This is a genomic window from Agaricicola taiwanensis (genome assembly GCF_014635245.1).
Classification (GTDB): Bacteria; Pseudomonadota; Alphaproteobacteria; order Rhizobiales; family Methylopilaceae; genus Agaricicola; species Agaricicola taiwanensis.
The window spans coordinates 928,069-944,866 of the sequence record NZ_BMCP01000002.1 but is presented as its reverse complement, the minus strand read 5'-3'; the positions used below and the strand labels follow the sequence as shown (position 1 = coordinate 944,866).

At 64.1% G+C, this 16,798-nt stretch carries 13 protein-coding genes and 1 pseudogene; 10 read left to right on the top strand and 4 right to left on the bottom strand.

Features of this window, described 5'->3' with window-relative positions; translation table 11 throughout:
- Positions 1-109 precede the first annotated feature (109 nt).
- Both IEV58_RS11830 and IEV58_RS11825 read left to right on the top strand, forming a co-directional pair.
- Positions 110-1,660, top strand: coding sequence for an ABC transporter substrate-binding protein (locus IEV58_RS11830; protein WP_229729380.1), 1,551 nt, complete (start codon positions 110-112; stop codon positions 1,658-1,660).
- A gap of 35 nt (positions 1,661-1,695) precedes the next feature.
- Positions 1,696-3,039, top strand: a complete 1,344-nt coding sequence (locus IEV58_RS11825) for an MmgE/PrpD family protein (protein WP_188409924.1) — start codon at positions 1,696-1,698, stop codon at positions 3,037-3,039.
- Here the strand turns inward: IEV58_RS11825 and IEV58_RS11820 are convergent.
- The gene (locus tag IEV58_RS11820; RefSeq protein WP_188409923.1) at positions 3,026-3,943 is read right to left on the bottom strand and encodes a LysR substrate-binding domain-containing protein; all 918 of its coding nucleotides are present in this window, start codon (positions 3,941-3,943) and stop codon (positions 3,026-3,028) included. The two genes, IEV58_RS11825 and IEV58_RS11820, sit on opposite strands and share 14 nt — an antisense overlap.
- A 90-nt stretch (positions 3,944-4,033) precedes the next feature.
- On the opposite strand from IEV58_RS11820, the gene IEV58_RS11815 reads away from it, so the two are divergent.
- From IEV58_RS11815 to IEV58_RS11785, 7 genes and pseudogenes are all read left to right on the top strand, one after another.
- A complete protein-coding gene (locus IEV58_RS11815; protein ID WP_188409922.1) occupies positions 4,034-5,152 on the top strand; it encodes an NAD(P)/FAD-dependent oxidoreductase in 1,119 nt (372 codons plus the stop codon).
- Positions 5,133-5,429 carry a (2Fe-2S)-binding protein gene (locus IEV58_RS11810; RefSeq protein WP_188409921.1) on the top strand — a complete coding sequence of 99 codons (297 nt, stop codon included), beginning with the start codon at positions 5,133-5,135 and terminating at the stop codon, positions 5,427-5,429. The genes IEV58_RS11815 and IEV58_RS11810 overlap by 20 nt, the downstream gene beginning before the upstream one ends.
- Entirely contained in the window at positions 5,426-6,829 is a 1,404-nt protein-coding gene (locus IEV58_RS11805) for an FAD/NAD(P)-dependent oxidoreductase (protein WP_188409920.1), read from the top strand. Before IEV58_RS11810 ends, IEV58_RS11805 begins: the two co-directional genes overlap by 4 nt.
- Positions 6,826-7,956, top strand: coding sequence for an NAD(P)/FAD-dependent oxidoreductase (locus IEV58_RS11800; protein WP_188409919.1), 1,131 nt, complete (start codon positions 6,826-6,828; stop codon positions 7,954-7,956). Before IEV58_RS11805 ends, IEV58_RS11800 begins: the two co-directional genes overlap by 4 nt.
- Positions 7,953-8,900, top strand: a complete 948-nt coding sequence (locus tag IEV58_RS11795; RefSeq protein WP_188409918.1) for an ABC transporter permease — start codon at positions 7,953-7,955, stop codon at positions 8,898-8,900. Before IEV58_RS11800 ends, IEV58_RS11795 begins: the two co-directional genes overlap by 4 nt.
- Entirely contained in the window at positions 8,897-9,757 is an 861-nt protein-coding gene (locus IEV58_RS11790; protein ID WP_188409917.1) for an ABC transporter permease, read from the top strand. The genes IEV58_RS11795 and IEV58_RS11790 overlap by 4 nt, the downstream gene beginning before the upstream one ends.
- Positions 9,757-11,562: pseudogene (locus IEV58_RS11785) on the top strand (ABC transporter ATP-binding protein). The gene IEV58_RS11790 and the pseudogene IEV58_RS11785 overlap by 1 nt, the downstream one beginning before the upstream one ends.
- 62 nt (positions 11,563-11,624) lie before the next feature.
- Here IEV58_RS11785 and IEV58_RS11780 read toward each other — a convergent pair.
- Entirely contained in the window at positions 11,625-12,521 is an 897-nt protein-coding gene (locus tag IEV58_RS11780) for a LysR substrate-binding domain-containing protein (RefSeq protein WP_188409916.1), read from the bottom strand.
- Positions 12,522-12,792: 271 nt separating this feature from the next.
- On the opposite strand from IEV58_RS11780, the gene IEV58_RS11775 reads away from it, so the two are divergent.
- Positions 12,793-13,956: an acyl-CoA dehydrogenase family protein gene (locus tag IEV58_RS11775; RefSeq protein WP_188409915.1), complete on the top strand. Its 1,164-nt coding sequence runs from the start codon at positions 12,793-12,795 to the stop codon at positions 13,954-13,956.
- Between the two features lie 165 nt (positions 13,957-14,121).
- Here IEV58_RS11775 and IEV58_RS11770 read toward each other — a convergent pair whose 3' ends face one another.
- The gene (locus IEV58_RS11770; protein WP_188409914.1) at positions 14,122-15,081 is read right to left on the bottom strand and encodes a Bug family tripartite tricarboxylate transporter substrate binding protein; all 960 of its coding nucleotides are present in this window, start codon (positions 15,079-15,081) and stop codon (positions 14,122-14,124) included.
- Between the two features lie 61 nt (positions 15,082-15,142).
- A complete protein-coding gene (locus IEV58_RS11765; protein WP_188409913.1) occupies positions 15,143-16,798 on the bottom strand; it encodes a thiamine pyrophosphate-binding protein in 1,656 nt (551 codons plus the stop codon).

The following is a 16,798-nucleotide window of genomic DNA, read 5'->3' as shown; positions in this document are numbered from 1 at the left end:
GATCGGGGTCCTATAACCGTCAGGAATAGAACTCGTGATATTTTGACTTGGACGACTGGGAACCTGCTGGACATCATTGATACCCCAACAAAAAATCAACCAGGGGATCATGATGAACAGGCTCGTTTCTGGAATTGCCGGCTTGATGTTGTCCACCTGCCTGCCCGTGATGGGTTGGGCTGAAGAGGTGGTGCTGCGGAGTGCCGGCAATGGTGACGTTTCGACTCTGGACGCACACCGCGCCAGTTCCACCAACGACAAGACCATCGTCGGCTGGATGTACAACGGCCTCGTCCGTTTCAAGCCGGGCAGCGCCAGCCCGAAGGATCTGGAGCCGGATCTCGCCGAGCGCTGGGAAACCTCGGAGGACGGTAAGGTCTGGACCTTCCATCTGCGTAAAGGGGTCAAGTTTCACGGCGACTGGGGCGAGCTCACCGCGGACGATGTGGTCTACTCCCTGCAGCGCTCGGCTGACCCGAAACGCTCTACCTTCTCGTCGGATTTCGCGGCGATGGAGAAAGTGGAGAAGGTCGACGACTACACGGTCCGCGTGACGCTGAAATATGCCGACGTCAATTTCCTCGGCCGCGTCTCCAACTATCACGGCGGCAATATCGTCAGTGCCAAGGCGGCGGAGAAGCTGGGCGACAAGTTCGGCTCCAATCCCGTCGGCACCGGCCCCTTCTCCTTCGTCGAGCAGGTGACCCAGCAATACGTCAAGCTCGCCGCCCATCCCGACTACTTTCGCGGCAAGCCGAAGATCGACACCATCATGCAGCGGGTGATCCCATCCGACAGCGCGCGCGAGCTGGCCTTCACCTCCGGCGAACTCGATCTGATGTATGGCAAGCGCGAGCAGCGCTGGGTGGATGCGGCGCGCAAGCGCGAGGGCTTCAACGTCCAGATCTTCCAGCCCGGCGAATATCGGCTCCTGCACATCAACCAGAGCGTGCCGCCACTCGATGATGTCCGCGTGCGCCGTGCGATCGCCGCCGCCGTCAACACCGCCGATCTCGTACGCTACGCGGGGCCGGACGTTGCGCCCAAGGGATGCTCGGTGGTGCCGCCCGGCTATCTCGGCGAGGACTGCTCGGTCACCTACAGTTACGATCTTGAGAAGGCGAAAGGGCTCCTGGCCGAGGCCGGGCATAAGGACGGCATATCAATCAAAGCGATCGTCTCCAGCAATACGGCGCAGCTGCCGTTCATGGAGATCATCCAGGCGCAGCTTGCAAAGGCCGGCATCAAGATGGAGATGCAGGTGGTTGACCATGCCACCTATCAGAGCCAGACCCGCAAGGACCTCAGCGCCCTGGTCTTCTATGGCGCGGCACGCTTCCCCATCGCCGACACCTATCTCAGCGAATTCTTCCATTCGCGCGCCACCGTCAACACACCCACGGCGGCCACCAACTTCTCGCACTGCGCGGTGGCCGACAAGGAGATCGAGGAGGCGCGTGTCGCCCCCAGCGCCGAAAAGCAGAATGCACTGTGGAAGGAGGCGCAGCGCAAGATCATGGAAGATGTCTGCGCGGTGCCGTTGTTCGAACTGCGTCAGGTCTGGGCGCGCAGCGATGCGCTGGACTTCGGCTATGAGCTCAAGGGGGCCATCAACCTGGCGCCGCCGATTACCGAGGCGACCACGCTGAAGCCGCGCTGACGGGCGGGTTTCAAGGAACCGGGGAGGCGGCGTTCATGGAGATCCTGCGGGAGCTTGCCGGCCATGTCGCCTCCATCAGCCACGCGACGCTGGACGATGAGACGCGGGAGGCGGCCTGCCGGGCCGTCTTCGATCTTACCATCGCCGCGGCGGTCGGCATCGACGCGCCGGGGCCGCTTGCGGTGCGAAAGGCAGCCCGTGTCACCATGTGCGGCGGCGCGCTGCCGGTCTGGTTCACAGGCGAGCGGCTTGGTCTTGCCGGCGCGGTCTGGTGCAACACCTCGGCCTCGGCCGCGCTCGATCTTGATGATGGGCACCGTATGGCCCGCGGTCATCCCGGTGCCGCCGTTGTCCCCGCCGCCGTTGCCGCCGCCGAGGAGACGGGCGCCACCACCGAGGATCTGCTGCGTGCCATCGCCGTGGGCTACGAAGTCGGCGTGGCGGTCGGCGCCGCACGGAGGTTCTATGCCAACACCGGCATGTGGTCCGGCTATGGCGTCGTCGCGGCGCTCGGCTTCTTGCGGCGCACGCCGCAGGAGCGACTGGCGCAGGCCTTTGCCATTTCCGGCATCAGCGCCCCCAACCAGTTGCACGCGGGAGCGGGACCGGTCTTCCGGGCGCAGGAGGGCAGCGACGTCAAGGAAGGCATACCCTGGTCGAGCGTGACGGCAGTCAACGCGCTGCTGCTTGCCGAGGCCGGCCACGACGGGCCCATCGGGCTTCTCGACAGCGACGAGCACTTCCATCTGGACGGCCTGGTTGAGGGGCTCGGCCGGCAGCGTTACGTCACGCGCAGCTACATCAAATTCCTCACCTGCTGCCGCCACGTTCATCCACCCGTCGATGCCGTGATCGGTCTCATCGCCGCGCATCGCATTGATTCGTCGAGCATCGACGGCATCGAGGTCGAAACCTACAGTGGCGCCCTTAGGCTCGCCAATCGCCCGGAGCCCAGAGGCTTCACCGATATCCAGTTCTCCATCCCCTACTGCCTGGCGCTGGTGGCCCTGGATGGACCGGAAGCCCTGTTGCCGCTGACTCAGGCCGCAGTCGGCCGACCCGATGTCGCCGCGCTGGCGGGCAAGGTTTCGCTGCGGCTGGCACCTGATCTCGACGCCCGTTTTCCCGCCGAAACGCTGTCCCGCGTCACCATTCGCGCGGGGCGGGATGTTTTCATCTCGCCCATCACCGCGCCGCGCGGAGAGGCATCGGCGCCACCCTCCTGGAGCGATCTAGAGGAAAAGCTCTGGAAGGCGACGCGCTTCACGGCAACGCCCGAGCAGCAGGAACGGTTGATCGATGCCGCCGCTCGCCTCAGAGACGGCGATCACGGCCCCCTTATAACGGCGCTTTCGACGCTGGTGCTCAGCGAGGCCTGAGAATGGTCTGCGAGATCTCGGTGGAGACTTCCTGAGCGCTGTCCAGGAACGCCCGGACAAGCCGGGCGTTGCGGCTGTCGCTCATGTGGCAAAGCTGGAAGTCGAGATCGATCGCCGGCTCGAAGGGCCGCATTGCAACTCGGTCTCGCAGCGCTCCCACCACCAGCGGGTGAACCAGCGAAACGCCGACGCCGGCGGCGACGAACTCACACAGCGTCGGCGCCACGTTCACGATCATCACGATGTCCGGCTTCACGCCATGGGCATCCAGCACTCTGGTCGCGACCCGGCTCACGTAGCCTTCCAGGCTGAACGATACGAAGGGCAGGCCGTCGAGATCTTGAGGAACAATCACATCCTTCGTCGCCAGCGGGTTGTCCAGCGCCATGATGCAGACGAGCGGATGCGGCATGAGGGGCACACCGACCGTATAGGGGTTGTCGATGGGCGAGGAGATCAGGCCGACGTCGAGGTTTCGCGTTACCAGCGCATCAGCGATCCACTGCGAGCTGCGGACGTTCGCTGAGCAGAAGACGCCGGGTTGCTTGGCAAGAAAGCGCATCGTCGCTTGCTGGATGAAAGAGCCCGAGAGTGCCGGCATGACGCCGATGAGCAGACGGCTCTGTTCATCGCGCCGGATCGCCTCGACGGCGTTCTCCACCTGCTCCACGCCGGAGAAGATCCGGTCGATCTCCTCATAGAGGCGCATGCCGCGCCGGGTCGGCGCAAGTCGGCCCTTCACGCGATCGAACAGGCGCAGCCCCGTGTCCTCTTCCAGATGGGCGATAAGCTTGCTCATGGCCGGCTGTGAGACACTCATCATCTCAGCCGCCCGGCTGACCGTCCCATATTCGATGACGGCCTTGAAGGCTTCGATCTGACGGAGGTTGAGACGGCGTGGCATGGCATAACCCTGAGGAATAACATCCAGAAAATTACGACTTTGACGAAATACCATCAGCCTTCCTACCGTCAAGACGGAAAGGATGGCCAGATGCAACCGGACATTGTTGTGATTGGCGGAGGAACGGTCGGTTCGGCAATTGCCTATGGGCTGGCGCGGCGGCGGCAGAAGGTGCTGCTGCTCGATGGCGACGATGGCGATTTCCGGGCGGCGCGCGCCAACTTTGGCCTGGTCTGGCTGCAGGGCAAAGGCGTTGGCATGCCGGCCTATCAGGCGCTCACGCGCCAGAGCATTTCCTTGTGGGGGAGCTTCCGCGACGAGATCGAGAGGGAAACCGGCACAAGGCTGCATTACGAGCAGAACGGCGGCCTCAGCTTCTGCCTGGGTGAGGAAGCTTTCGAGAAACGCTCTATGGATCTCCTGCGCCTCCACAACCAGCGCGGTGAGGGCGAGCCCGATTGGGAGATGCTGGATCGGCAGGCGCTGCAGCGCCTGCTTCCCAAGGTTGAGCTCGGCCCCGACGTGGCGGGTGCCAGCTTCGGCCGGCGCGACGGCCACGCGAACCCTTTGCGGCTGCTCTCAGCCCTGCACGCGGGAATTCTGCGTCACGGCGGCCGCATCAGGCATCGCGCCCATGTGGAGCATATCGAACCGGTGGGCTCCGACTTCCGCCTTTTTCTTGGCCGCGAGACGTTGGTCGCCCCGCGCATTGTCATTGCGGCGGGCCTTGGCTCGCCGGAGCTTGCACGCCAGATCGGGCTCGAGGTGCCGCTGCGCCCCGCGCGCGGTCAGGTGCTGGTCACTGAACGGCTTGCCCCCTTCCTTCCGCTGCCGGCCAGCGGCTTGCGGCAGACCGGGGAGGGGACGGTGATGATCGGCGCCACCAAGGATTACATCGGCTTCGACACATCGACCACGGCCGAAGCCGCCGCGCGGCTGAGCCACAAGACTGTCCGGCTGGTGCCCTCGCTCGCCCATGTCCGGCTCGTGCGGCACTGGGCCGGTCTGCGCATCATGACCCCCGACAGTTACCCGATCTACAGCCAATCAGAGAGCCACCCCGGCGCCTTCGTCACCCTCTGCCATTCCGCCGTAACGCTGGCGGCCCTCCATGTGGAAACACTGGCCGAGGCCATCGCCGCCGGCTCGCTGCCCGAGAGCCTGTCACCCTTCCATGAAAGACGCTTCGATGTTCCACAAGCTGCATGACCCGGGGCTCTCTGCCGTCACGGTCTACATCGACGGCCAAGCCGTCGCCGCCGAGGCAGGGGAAAGCGTCGCCGCCGTGTTGCTGCGCCAGCCAGCCGGATGGAGCCGCACCACCCCCATCTCCGAGAGCCCGCGTGCGCCGTATTGCATGATGGGCGTCTGCTTCGAATGCCTCGTTGAAATCGACGGCAAGGGCTCGGTGCAGGGCTGTCTGACGCCGGTGCGCGAGGGCATGTCCATCATCCGCCACATGGGCGTACGGAGGCTTTCAGCATGAACGGCGGTCACAGCGATGTCCTCATCGTCGGTGCCGGTCCTGCCGGCATGGCCGCTGCCGTCAGTGCCGCGGGTCTCGGCCTCAGCGTGCGCGTTATTGACGACCAGGTGGCGCCCGGCGGACAGATTTGGCGGGGGATCGAGGCCGTTGCCGCCTCGCCCCGCCTTGCCCGCCTGGGCGATGCCTACGGCGAAGGCGTCAGTCGAGCCGCCGCCTTCCGCGTCTGCGGTGCCCTTTACGAGCCGCAGAGCCAGCTCTGGCAGATCGAACCTGGCTTCCGCGCCTTCGTCACGCGTGACGGTGAGGCGCGCGTCTTCACCGCGACGGCGGTGATCCTTGCCACCGGCGCGCAGGAACGGCCGGTGCCCTTTCCAGGCTGGACGCTTCCGGGCGTCCTGACGGCGGGCGCGGCGCAGATTCTGCTGAAAACGGCGGATCAGGTGCCGGAAAAGCCAGTCTGGATCGCCGGCTGCGGGCCGCTGCCGCTCCTCTATATGACGCAGCTTCTGGCCGCTGGCGGCAGCATTGCTGGCTTCCTCGACACAACGCCCCGCGGCCGCATGGGCGCAGCGCTGCGCCATCTGCCTGGGGGACTGCGGCGGTTGGGCGATCTCGTGAAGGGCCTCAGCTGGTCGAGGGCGCTGCAGCGTCAAGGCTTTCCCATCATCCGGCAGGTGACGGAGCTGCGCGCCGAAGGCGAGGGCCGGCTGCAGCGCCTCAGCTATCGCACCGCCAACGGCCGCGGCGACAGCGTTCCGGCTGAGGTGCTGCTGGTGCACGAGGGCATCGTGCCCAACATTCACGCGCCGCTCGCACTCGGCTGCGATATCCGCTGGCATGAGGGACAGCACTGCTATGTGCCGGTGCTGGACGAATGGGGCGAGGCCTCCCAGGCCAATGTCTTCATCGTGGGCGATGGCGCAGGCATCGGCGGTATGGAGGCCTGTGAACCGCGCGGGCGCCTCGCCGCGCTGCGCCTTGCCGCACGGATGCAGAAGCTGGGCGAGGCTGCGGCCGATGCGGCGGCGCGGAAGGAACGCGCCGCGCTCTCCCGCGCTCTTGCCTTGCGCCCGCTTCTCGATACGCTCTATGCGCCGCGACCCCAGGTCTTTGCGCCGGCCGATGAGACGCTGGTGTGCCGCTGCGAGGAGGTCACGGCGGGCGAGTTGCGCAGCCGCGCGGTTCAGGGCCAGCCGGGCCCCAATCAGATCAAGGCTTTCACCCGCGCAGGCATGGGCCCCTGCCAGGGACGGCAGTGCGGCTACACCGTGGCCCATATCCTGGCCGCCGCGCAGAACCGGTCGGTGGAAGACGTCGGCTTCTATCGTATCCGGCCGCCGCTCAAGCCGGTGACACTGGGAGAGCTTGCGAGTCTCGATGAACAGGAGACAGCCGCATGAACAGGGAGGGCTTTGATGTCGCGGTCATCGGCGGCGGCCTCCACGGCCTCTCGGCGGCGCTGCATCTGGCGCGCGCCGGGTCGCGCACCGTGGTGATCGAGCGGCACTGGACCGGGCGTCATGCCTCAGGCGCCACGGCGGCCGGTGTGCGCACGCTGAACCGGGACATCGCCGAAATCCCCATCTCGCTGGAGGCCATGGAGATGTGGCACCGGATGGCGTCCATCGTCGGCGATGACTGCGGCTTCAAGGCTCACGGCCAGATGCGCGTCGCCGAGCGGGAGGAGCATATGCCGGCGCTGCTGCAGCGCGAGGCACGGGTGCGGGCCCTGGGGTATACCCATGAGGAGATGATCGATGCTGCCGAGCTGCGGCGCCTCGTGCCCGCCCTGAGCCCGCACTGCCTGGGCGCGCTGATCTCACGGCAGGACGGCGCGGCCGATCCCCATCGCACCATCGCCGCCTTCCGCCGCGCCTGCGAACGCGAGGGGGTGACCATCGCCGAGGGGTGTGGCGTCACCTCGGCCGAACGCCGGGACGGCGACTGGCACCTCTCCTGCGGGTCCCGCCGCTTCACGGCATCCGCCGTCGTCAATGCCGCCGGCGCCTGGGCGGCGCGTGTCGCCGCGTTGTTCGGCGACGAGATCGAGCTTGGCCTGCGGGCCTCCATGATGATCGCTACCGAACGGGTGGCGCCGCTGCTGAAGCCCGTCGTTAGCGTGGTCGGCCGCGCTCTCTCGTTCAAGCAGTCGGATCAGGGCACGCTGGTGATCGGCGGCGGCCTGCAGGGCTCGGCCCAGCTCGACCGGGCGCGCAGCTCGGTTCACTTCAGTGTGCTGGCCAAGGGGGCAAAGGCTGCAAGCGATCTCTTTCCCGTCGTGCGAGGTGCGCGCATCGCCCGCTGCTGGACCGGCATCGAGGCACAGACGCGCGATCATCTGCCGGTCATTGGTGTCTCGCCCAATGCGGCCGGCCTGTTTCACACGTTCGGCTATTCCGGACATGGATTTCAGCTCGTCCCGGTGGTTGGCGCAATAGTCGCCGACCTTGTCACAGAGGGCCGGACGAGCCGTGCGATCGGGGCCTTTGCGCCCGAACGCCTCATGCAGGGGAGGGCAGCAGCATGATGGGCTTTTTCGTCAGGCGTCTCTTGCTGGCCATACCGACGTTGTTCGTCATGTTGACGGCGATCTTCGTCCTGGTACGGCTGGTGCCCGGAGATGCCGCTTCCGTCATTCTGGGCGATCAGGCGAGCGCGGAATCGCTGGCCGCCCTGCGGGAGCGGCTCGGCCTCGATCAGCCGCTGCACATCCAATATTTCTCCTTTCTCGGCGATGTGCTGACCGGTGACTTCGGCCAGTCGCTCAGCAGCGGACGCAGCGTCATCCAGGAGGTGCTGCTGGTCCTGCCCTTCACCATCGAGCTGACGGTGGCGGCCATCATCATCGGCATCGCCTTCGGCCTGCCGCTGGGCATCGCCGCCGCGCTCAGCCGCAACGGTTGGGTCGACTATGTCTCCCGCGTGGTTTCGCTGGTTGGGCTGTCCTTTCCCGCCTTCGTCTCAGGCATCCTTATGCTGATCGTCTTTGCCATCCATCTCGGCTGGTTTCCCGTGCTCGGCACGGTCAGCGGCGGGAACGGCGGCTTTGCCGCCCGGATGCAGGCGCTGGCGCTGCCGGCCCTCAACCTCGGCATCATCATGACCGCTTACGTCATGCGGGTGACGCGCGCGGCCATGCTCGGCGTTCTGACGGAAGATTACATCCGCACCGCGCGGGCCAAGGGCGTGGCGCCGCGGCAGCTCGTCATGACCCACGCGCTGCGTAACAGCCTCATTCCCATCATCACCGTGGTCGGCCTCTACTTCGGCACGCTGATCGGCAATTCGGTGCTGACCGAGATCATCTTCAACCGACCCGGGCTCGGCAAGCTCATCCTCGGCGCTCTGAACGCCCGCGACTACACGCTGCTGCAGGGCCTGATGATCATCTTCGCCGTCTGCGTGATCATCGTGAACACGCTGACCGACATGACTTATGGCCTTGTCGATCCAAGGGTAAAATACTCATGAGCGCCGCCGTCACCACAGTGGATATGCGGCCGGGCGGACTCTGGCTCGCGTTCTCACAGAACAAGCTCGCCTGGGTCGGACTGGTCCTCTTGTCCCTCATCATCCTCATGGCGATCTTCGCGCCATGGCTCGCCCCGCGCGATCCGTTGGAGCAGGACATCGTCGCCCGGCTGCAGCCGCCCTCGGCCGACTATTGGCTGGGCACGGACTCCTATGGCCGCGACGTCCTCTCGCGACTGATCTACGGCGCGCGGATTTCGCTCTTCGTCGGCTTCTTGGCCATCCTCATCGCCATGCTTGTCGGCACTACTATCGGCGTCATCTCCGGCTATATCGGCGGGTTGTTCGACCAGATCGTCATGGGCGTGCTTGATGTTCTGCTCGCCTTTCCCACGCTGCTGCTCGGCCTGATGATTGCGGCCATGCTGGGCGCGAGCCTTGAAAACCTCATCATCGCCATCGCGGTGACCGAGATCGCGCCGTTCGCCCGTGTCGCCCGCGCGCCCACCATTACGCTGCGCCAGCGCGATTTCGTCGAGGCGAGCCGTTCCTATGGCTGCGGACCCTTCCGCATCATGTCGCGCCACATCCTGCCCAACATGCTCTCCGACGTGGTGGTCATGAGTTCGCTGTGGCTTGCCTCCGCCATCCGCACCGAGGCCTCCTTGAGCTTCATCGGGCTCGGCGTGCCGCCTCCCGCGCCGACCTGGGGCGGTATGATCCGTGAGGGCTTCGAAAACATCCTCGACGCCTGGTGGCTCGCCGTCTTCCCAAGCCTCGCCATCCTCCTCACCGTGCTGGCGCTCAACCTCCTGGGCGACGCGCTCCGCGATGCTTCCGACCCGAGGACGCGCTAATGACTGCTCCGATCCTCTCCGTCTCCAATCTCACCGCCTCCTTCAAGGCCGAGGGCCGCTGGCGCACGGTGGTGCGCGACATCTCCTTCGACATCGCGCCGAAGGAAACCGTCGCCGTCGTGGGTGAATCAGGCTCGGGCAAAAGCGTGACGGCTCTCTCCATCATGCGGCTGAACCCGCCGGGTGCGAGCCGGATCGATGGATCCATCCAGCTCAACGGGCGCGAACTCCTGACGCTGTCCGAGCCTGAGATGCGGCGGGTACGCGGTAATGAGATCGCCATGATCTTCCAGGAGCCCATGACCTCGCTCAATCCGGTGCTGACGGTCGGTTTCCAGATCGCCGAGGCCCTGGTCCTGCACCGCGGCCTGTCGCGCGCCGCGGCCGAGGCGGAAACCCTGCGGCTTCTGGACAAGGTCCGCATCCCGGCGGCACGGTCGCGTCTGCATGAGCATCCGCACCGCTTCTCCGGCGGCATGCGGCAGCGCGTGATGATTGCCATGGCGCTGGCCTGCAAGCCGAAGCTCCTCATCGCCGACGAGCCCACCACCGCGCTCGACGTGACAATCCAGGCGCAGATCCTCGAGCTCATCAAGACGCTGCAGGACGAGGAGGGCATGTCGGTCCTCTTCATCACCCACGACATGGGCGTGGTGGCCGAAGTCGCCGACCGCACGGTGGTGATGTACGACGGCGAGCAGGTAGAACAGGGCCCGACGGAGGCGATTTTCCTGGCGCCGCAGAAGCCCTACACCAAGGCGCTGCTGGCAGCGGTGCCGCGGCTGGGCTCCATGGATGGCCACAGGCGGCCCATGCGCTTTCCGGTGGTGGACCGCGCCACCGGCGCCTGCGATGTCCCGCACGAGGTTCCCGACACCGTGCGCGCCGCCGAGCGCCCGGTGCTGGAGGTCTCCGGCCTGACGACGCGCTTCGATATACGCAGCGGCATCCTCAGTTCCGTGAAAGGCCGGGTTCATGCGGTCGAGAACGTCTCCTTCAGCCTGAAGGCAGGCGAGACGCTGGCGCTGGTGGGCGAGTCCGGCTGCGGCAAGTCCACCACCGGCCGCTCGGTGATGCGGCTCTTGGAGCCCGACGCAGGCTCAGTCATGCTCGACGGCATCGACGTCACGAAGCTTGGGCGCAAGGAGCTGCAGGAGCAGCGCTAGCGCATGCAGATGATTTTCCAGGACCCCTTCGCCTCGCTCAACCCGCGCATGGACATCGGCACTGCTGTGGCCGAACCGCTTCTGGTCAACGGCATCGCCAGCCGTGCGGAAGCCCGCGACAAGATCGCCACGCTGCTGGAGCATGTCGGCCTGTCCCCCGACATGGCCAGCCGCTATCCGCATGAGTTCTCGGGCGGCCAGCGCCAGCGCATCTGCATCGCCCGGGCCCTGGCGGTCGAACCCCGGCTGATCGTGGCCGACGAGGCGGTGTCGGCGCTCGATGTTTCCGTGAAGGCGCAGGTGGTCAACCTGATGCTCGACCTTCAGGCGCGCATGGGGCTCTCCTATCTCTTCATCTCCCACGACATGGCGGTGGTGGAACGCGTCAGCCACCGGGTCGCGGTCATGTATCTCGGCCAGATCGTCGAGATCGGCCCGCGGGAGGCCATTTTCGGAAACCCGCAGCATCCCTACACCAAGCGGTTGCTGGCGGCGGTGCCGATCGCCGATCCGGCACGGCGTCTGCAGAAGCGGCCGGTCTCTGACGAGGAGATCAGAAGCCCTGTGCGTGCGCCGGACTATGTCCCCCCGGTGCGCCAGTATCACGAGGTCTCACACGGCCACGCGGTGATGATCTAACGGGTCGGTGAGCCGCAGCTCGTGAGTGCAGAGCCGCTCGCGAAGAGTGCCGGGGCAGATCACTATGATTGCAGTCGCCCCAGTACCCATTCCCTGAAGGCCGCGATCTTCTGCACCTCCGCCCGGCTTTCCGGGCACACAAGGAAGTAGCCCGTCTCACGCCTCAGCGCTTCCGGGAAAGGTTCGATCAGCCGGCCGAGGCTCAGATCGTCAAGGACATAGGCGTGCTGCCCCATGGCAAGGCCGAGACCGGCACGGGCGCACTCATAGGCGATGCCGATATCCTCAAAGAAGAGATTTTCCTTGGGCTGGACTCCCTTGACGCCGGCAAGCGCCAGCCAGTCGGCCCAGTCGTTCGGGCGGCGGTTGTGATGGAGGAGCGTGCATTGGGGCAGCGCTTCGGCAAGACAACGCCCCCGCAATTGCTCCACATAATCTGGCGAGCCGATGGGCCGGAGGTCGTCGAAGAAGAGGGGATCGCTGCGCCAGTTGCGCCAGCGGCCGCTGCCATAGCGGATGCCGACATCGGCGGCGTCGCGCTCAAAGTTGACGGGTTCGCTGGAGGCGACGAGTCTGACCTCGATGTGCGGGAACTTCCTGTGGAAGTCGGGCAGGGCAGGGATCAGCCATCGGGTGAGGAAGGTGGTGTAGGCCCGAATGGTGAGGATGGAATGGGCCTGGGTCGTCACCAGCGCGTCCGCCGCCTGTGCCATGCGCACGAATGTCTCGTTGAGGACCGCAGCAAAGGTCTGGCTGCTGGGGCTGATCTCCAGCCCCTGGCCGGTGCGTTGGAACAGCGGAAAGCCCAGCCGCTCCTCCAGTGTTCGAATGTGACGGCTTACGGCGCTTTGCGTGACGCAAAGCTCCTCCGCCGCCTTGGTCACGCTGCCGTGGCGCGCAACCGCTTCGAACGCGCGCAGGGCGTTGAGAGGCGGCAAGCGGCCGAAGGGTACCATCATGAATTTCTATCGCCGCTGTTGACCGACAAGAATGCACCTCAGGCAAGAGGTTGACGCCAGCATCCTTAAACCATCGGAGCAAGGAAAATTTCACGGCTCACTCAAAGCAGAGCACCATGGCCCAATACCATTAGAAAATTTTGTTTCCGATCTCCAGCATAAAACTCATTTGCAACGGGTGGTATCGGCGGCGGATCATAAGGGACGTCACGCGGGTGACTGGAGCGAAGCCGAGGCTGGCTCAGCACCTGGAACAAGGAAGGAATGGCAGATGGATTTCTCGATCAGCAGCGACCAGCGGGCCATGGTGGGCACGGTCCGGGAATTGGCACAGGGCGAGTTCCGCCATTCCGCTCACAAGTGGCTGGACGGCACATTCCCGTGGGAGAACATGCGCAAGCTTGCCGAAATCGGCGTTATGGGCATGGCTGTGCCGGAGGAATATGGCGGTCTCGGCTTGTCGGTTCTCGACACCGCTCTCGTCCTGGAGGAAATCGCCAAGGTCGACTACGTCACCGCCATGGCGCTCATGGGAGAAACGGGCGTTCAGGTCCGGGTGATCTCGACCTATGCGCCGAAGGAGATCAAGGATCACATCCTGCCAAGGGTGGTGTCGGGCGAATGCATGCTGGCGGTCTGCATGACCGAGCCGGATGCCGGCACCGACGTGAAGGAATATAAGACGAACACCGTCATAAAGGGCGACCGCATCGTCCTCAACGGCACCAAGACCTTGATCAGCCGTGCCCCTGAAGCCGAGATGTTCGTGGTCTTCACGCGCGTGAACGGTCAGCCGGGGCGCGAGGGCATCGGCTGTGTCCTCCTGGGACGTGACACGCCCGGCTTTGCCGTCACCGGCACCTTCCACACCATGGGAGGCGAAAATCTCCACGAGATTCAGTTCCGTGACTGCGAACTGCCGCTGGAGAACCTCGTTATCCGGGAGGACGGCTTCAAGAAACTGCTCACGGCCTTCAACACTCAGCGCTGCCTCAACCCCAGCATTTCGCTCGGGCTGGCCGAAGGCGCCTTCGATGAGGCGGTGGCCTATGTCAAGCAGCGGAAGGTGCTCGGAAAGCTGATTGGTGACCATCAGGGCGTGCGCTGGAAGCTCGCCGATATGCTGAAGGACATCGAAGCCGGGCGTGGACTGCTCTACCGGGCCTGCGCCACCGCTAATCCCTTTCCCGATCCCTTCTTCGCCGCGGTCGCCAAGGTCTTCAACAATGAGATGTCGATCCGGGTCACCAGCGAGGCCCTGCAGCTTCACGGCGGGGTAGGCTTCACCGACGAATATCTCGTGTCCCGACTCTATCGCGGAGCGCGTTACGGCTCGATCGGTGGCGGCGCCTCGGAAACGCTCCGTGACCTGATCGGCCGAACCATCGTCAAGAACGACGCAACAGATGGTATCATGAGCCTGGAGACTTACTGAGCCCTGCAGCTCTGCAGGCAGTGTCAGCCGGCTAAAGCACGTCTGACGGGAGAACAGACGATCTCTCGCTGCTCAGACTTCCTTGGTGGCTCTGGAGGCTTGCGGTCCTTGGGGACCGCAAGCCTGATCTTTCGTCTGGTGCCAGTCGTGCTCCCCCGATTGGAGCTATTTCGCTGTGATCCCGCGCTCTTTGGCAAGCTTGCGCCAAGTGTTCAACTCCGTATGCACACGGGTTTGAAAATCGTCCGCTCCTCCCGGAATAAACTCGGCCCCAAGCTTTGCCAGGAAGGCTTTCGATTCATCGGTGGAAAGGAATTTGTTGATTTCGGCGTTCAACTTCACGACAGCGTCTTCTGGCGTCTTGGATGGGACAAAAACGCCCCACCAGATATTTGTTTCCGCCCCGGTAATGCCCATTTCACCGACCGTGGGCACATCAGGCAAAGCCTCGTTTCTGGTCTTGCTTGTAATAGCAAGCGGCCTTACCTGTCCGGCTGAGATGTATGGCAGAACCTGCGTGACGGTACCGAAATAAACGTTCGCTCTGCCGCCTATCAGGTCGACGAGGGCTTCAGTTCCTCCCTTGTAGTGCACGGGCGTCATCTTAAGTCCGGCGCGATCGTTGAACAGTTCGGCCGCGAACTGGGTTGAACTGCCAACACCTGTCGACGCATAGAACAACTCGCGCGACTTCGCTTCTTCAAGGAATTCCTTGAAATCTTTCGCTTTGACAGATGGCCCGGCGACGAGAACAAACTGACTGGCTGCGGCCAGGGCCACCGGCCGCAGGTCTTTCTCGGCGTCGAAGGGCAGTCCGCTTTGCGTCGCGGCATTCGTTGCATAGGTCGAGGAGACGAACATGATGGTATAGCCGTCAGGGTTCGACTTCGCGACATGCGCGGATCCGAGCGCAGATCCGGCTCCAGGCCGATTTTCAACCACGACCGGCTGTCCGAATGCTTTGCTTAAGCCATCGGCAAGATACCTTCCCAGGATATCATTGGATCCGCCCGCGCTCAGGGGGATAACCATGGTTATCGCTTTTGACGGATAGGTTTGAGCATACACAGATTGAGATCCAAGCATAACCGCGAGCGCGGCAATGATCGAAGCGATGCGCCTCATGTCTTCCTCCCTAAGGCCGTTGTTGGCCGTTGTTGTTTAACTAGGCCACAGGCACGGACGATTATCCGTGTCCTGTGTATTTCCGAAGTGCTGGTGAAACGACGCGATCACTGATGTGAAAGTCCCAGATCTCCGCCGTCTTGCTATCGCTGTAGCTGTTGAAGAGGCGTGGCAGATCGCCCAGGTCTTTGACCGTGGATCCTTGCAATCCGAAGCCACGGGCAATCGCGCTGAAATCCGGCCGGCCAAACTGGGCGGGGCTGTCGTCCACGCCCTCATTTCTGAGCTTGTGAATCTCCGCGCCATAAGCACCATCATTGAGCACGCAGATAAGAAGCTTGATGCCTTGACGCCGGATCGTTTCCAGCTCCTGGGCATACATGAGCACGCCACCGTCCCCATCGATCAGCATGACCTTGCCATCACCCTTTGCGGCGGCCACGCCGATGGCCATAGCCAGACTGCTGCCGATCGCGCCGAATTCACGAAGCACATGAAAGCGCTTCGGACTGCGGTTGCGCATCTGCGCATAGAAATAGGCGCAATGGCCGGTCCCGCTGACAACTTCCCAATCTCTCGGAACGACATCATCCAACGCTCGGACCGCCAGACGAGGATCAAGAAGTTCTTTCTCGATATCAACTTCGGTGCTGTCATCCGCGCGCTGAACGATCTGGGCAGCCAGCTCGGGGGTTCGTATGGTGGCGGCGACCGGTCTGCCTTTGACCTCGTGCAATACCGCCTCGGCCGTGAGTTTCGCGTCCGCTTTGACGTAAAAATCCGCGGCTCGTCGTCCCTGCTGGAGGCCCAGCGGTTCGCGATCAACCTGTGCGACGGTGGCCTGCGGGAACAGTTTCCCGCCATTGACCGTGTAATGGGTCAGGCTGGCGCCGACCGCCAAGACAAAGTCGGCCCCTGCAAACGTCTCGACAGCGATCTCTCGAGAATATCCTCCCGCGATGCCGATCGAAAACGGATGATGATCGAAAAGGCCACGCGCCGGCAAAGTGGTCGCCAGAAGAGCGCCCGTCGCATCGGCCAGATCCTCAATCGCCTGTCCCGCGCCCGACGCCACCGCTCCGCGGCCCGCTATGACAATGGGGCGCTTCGCTCCCGCCAGGAGGGCTGCCAGCTCTACGACATCGTCCGTATTGGGCGGCGTCGGCCGCAGCTTCGGAATGATCGCCGAAGAGGCGGGAAACTCGGCTCCCTGGGGGAGTGGCAACTTCATCAGATCGTAGGGGATGCTGAGCACCACCGGGCGTCTTTGATAATTGGCCACATAGAAGGCTTCTTGAACGTAGGCGAGCATGAGTTGCGGACTCTGCCCCGCAATGTAATGCGCGCCGGTTGCTTTGGTGAGGGCGCTTTGATCCACATCCTGCAGGTACCATCGCGATCCGGCTGGAGTATCTGCCGCCAAGATGATGAGAGGTACTTTCGCGTGAACCGCGGAGGTCAATGCCGTTATGGTCTGGGTGAAACCGGGGCCGCATGTGACCGATGCGATACCGGCTTTGCCGGTGGCGAAATGATATCCGATCGCCATGGCGCAGGCGCTCTGCTCGTGCCTTGCGTGGACGGTTTTCATGCCGGGCATCTTCGACATCGCGATGGCCCAATGCATCTGTCCCGTGCCCATCAAGGTGAAATGGGTATCGACCCCTTCCCGGACGAAGGCTTCAGCGAGGGCTTGGTAGATTACCTTTTCGGTCAT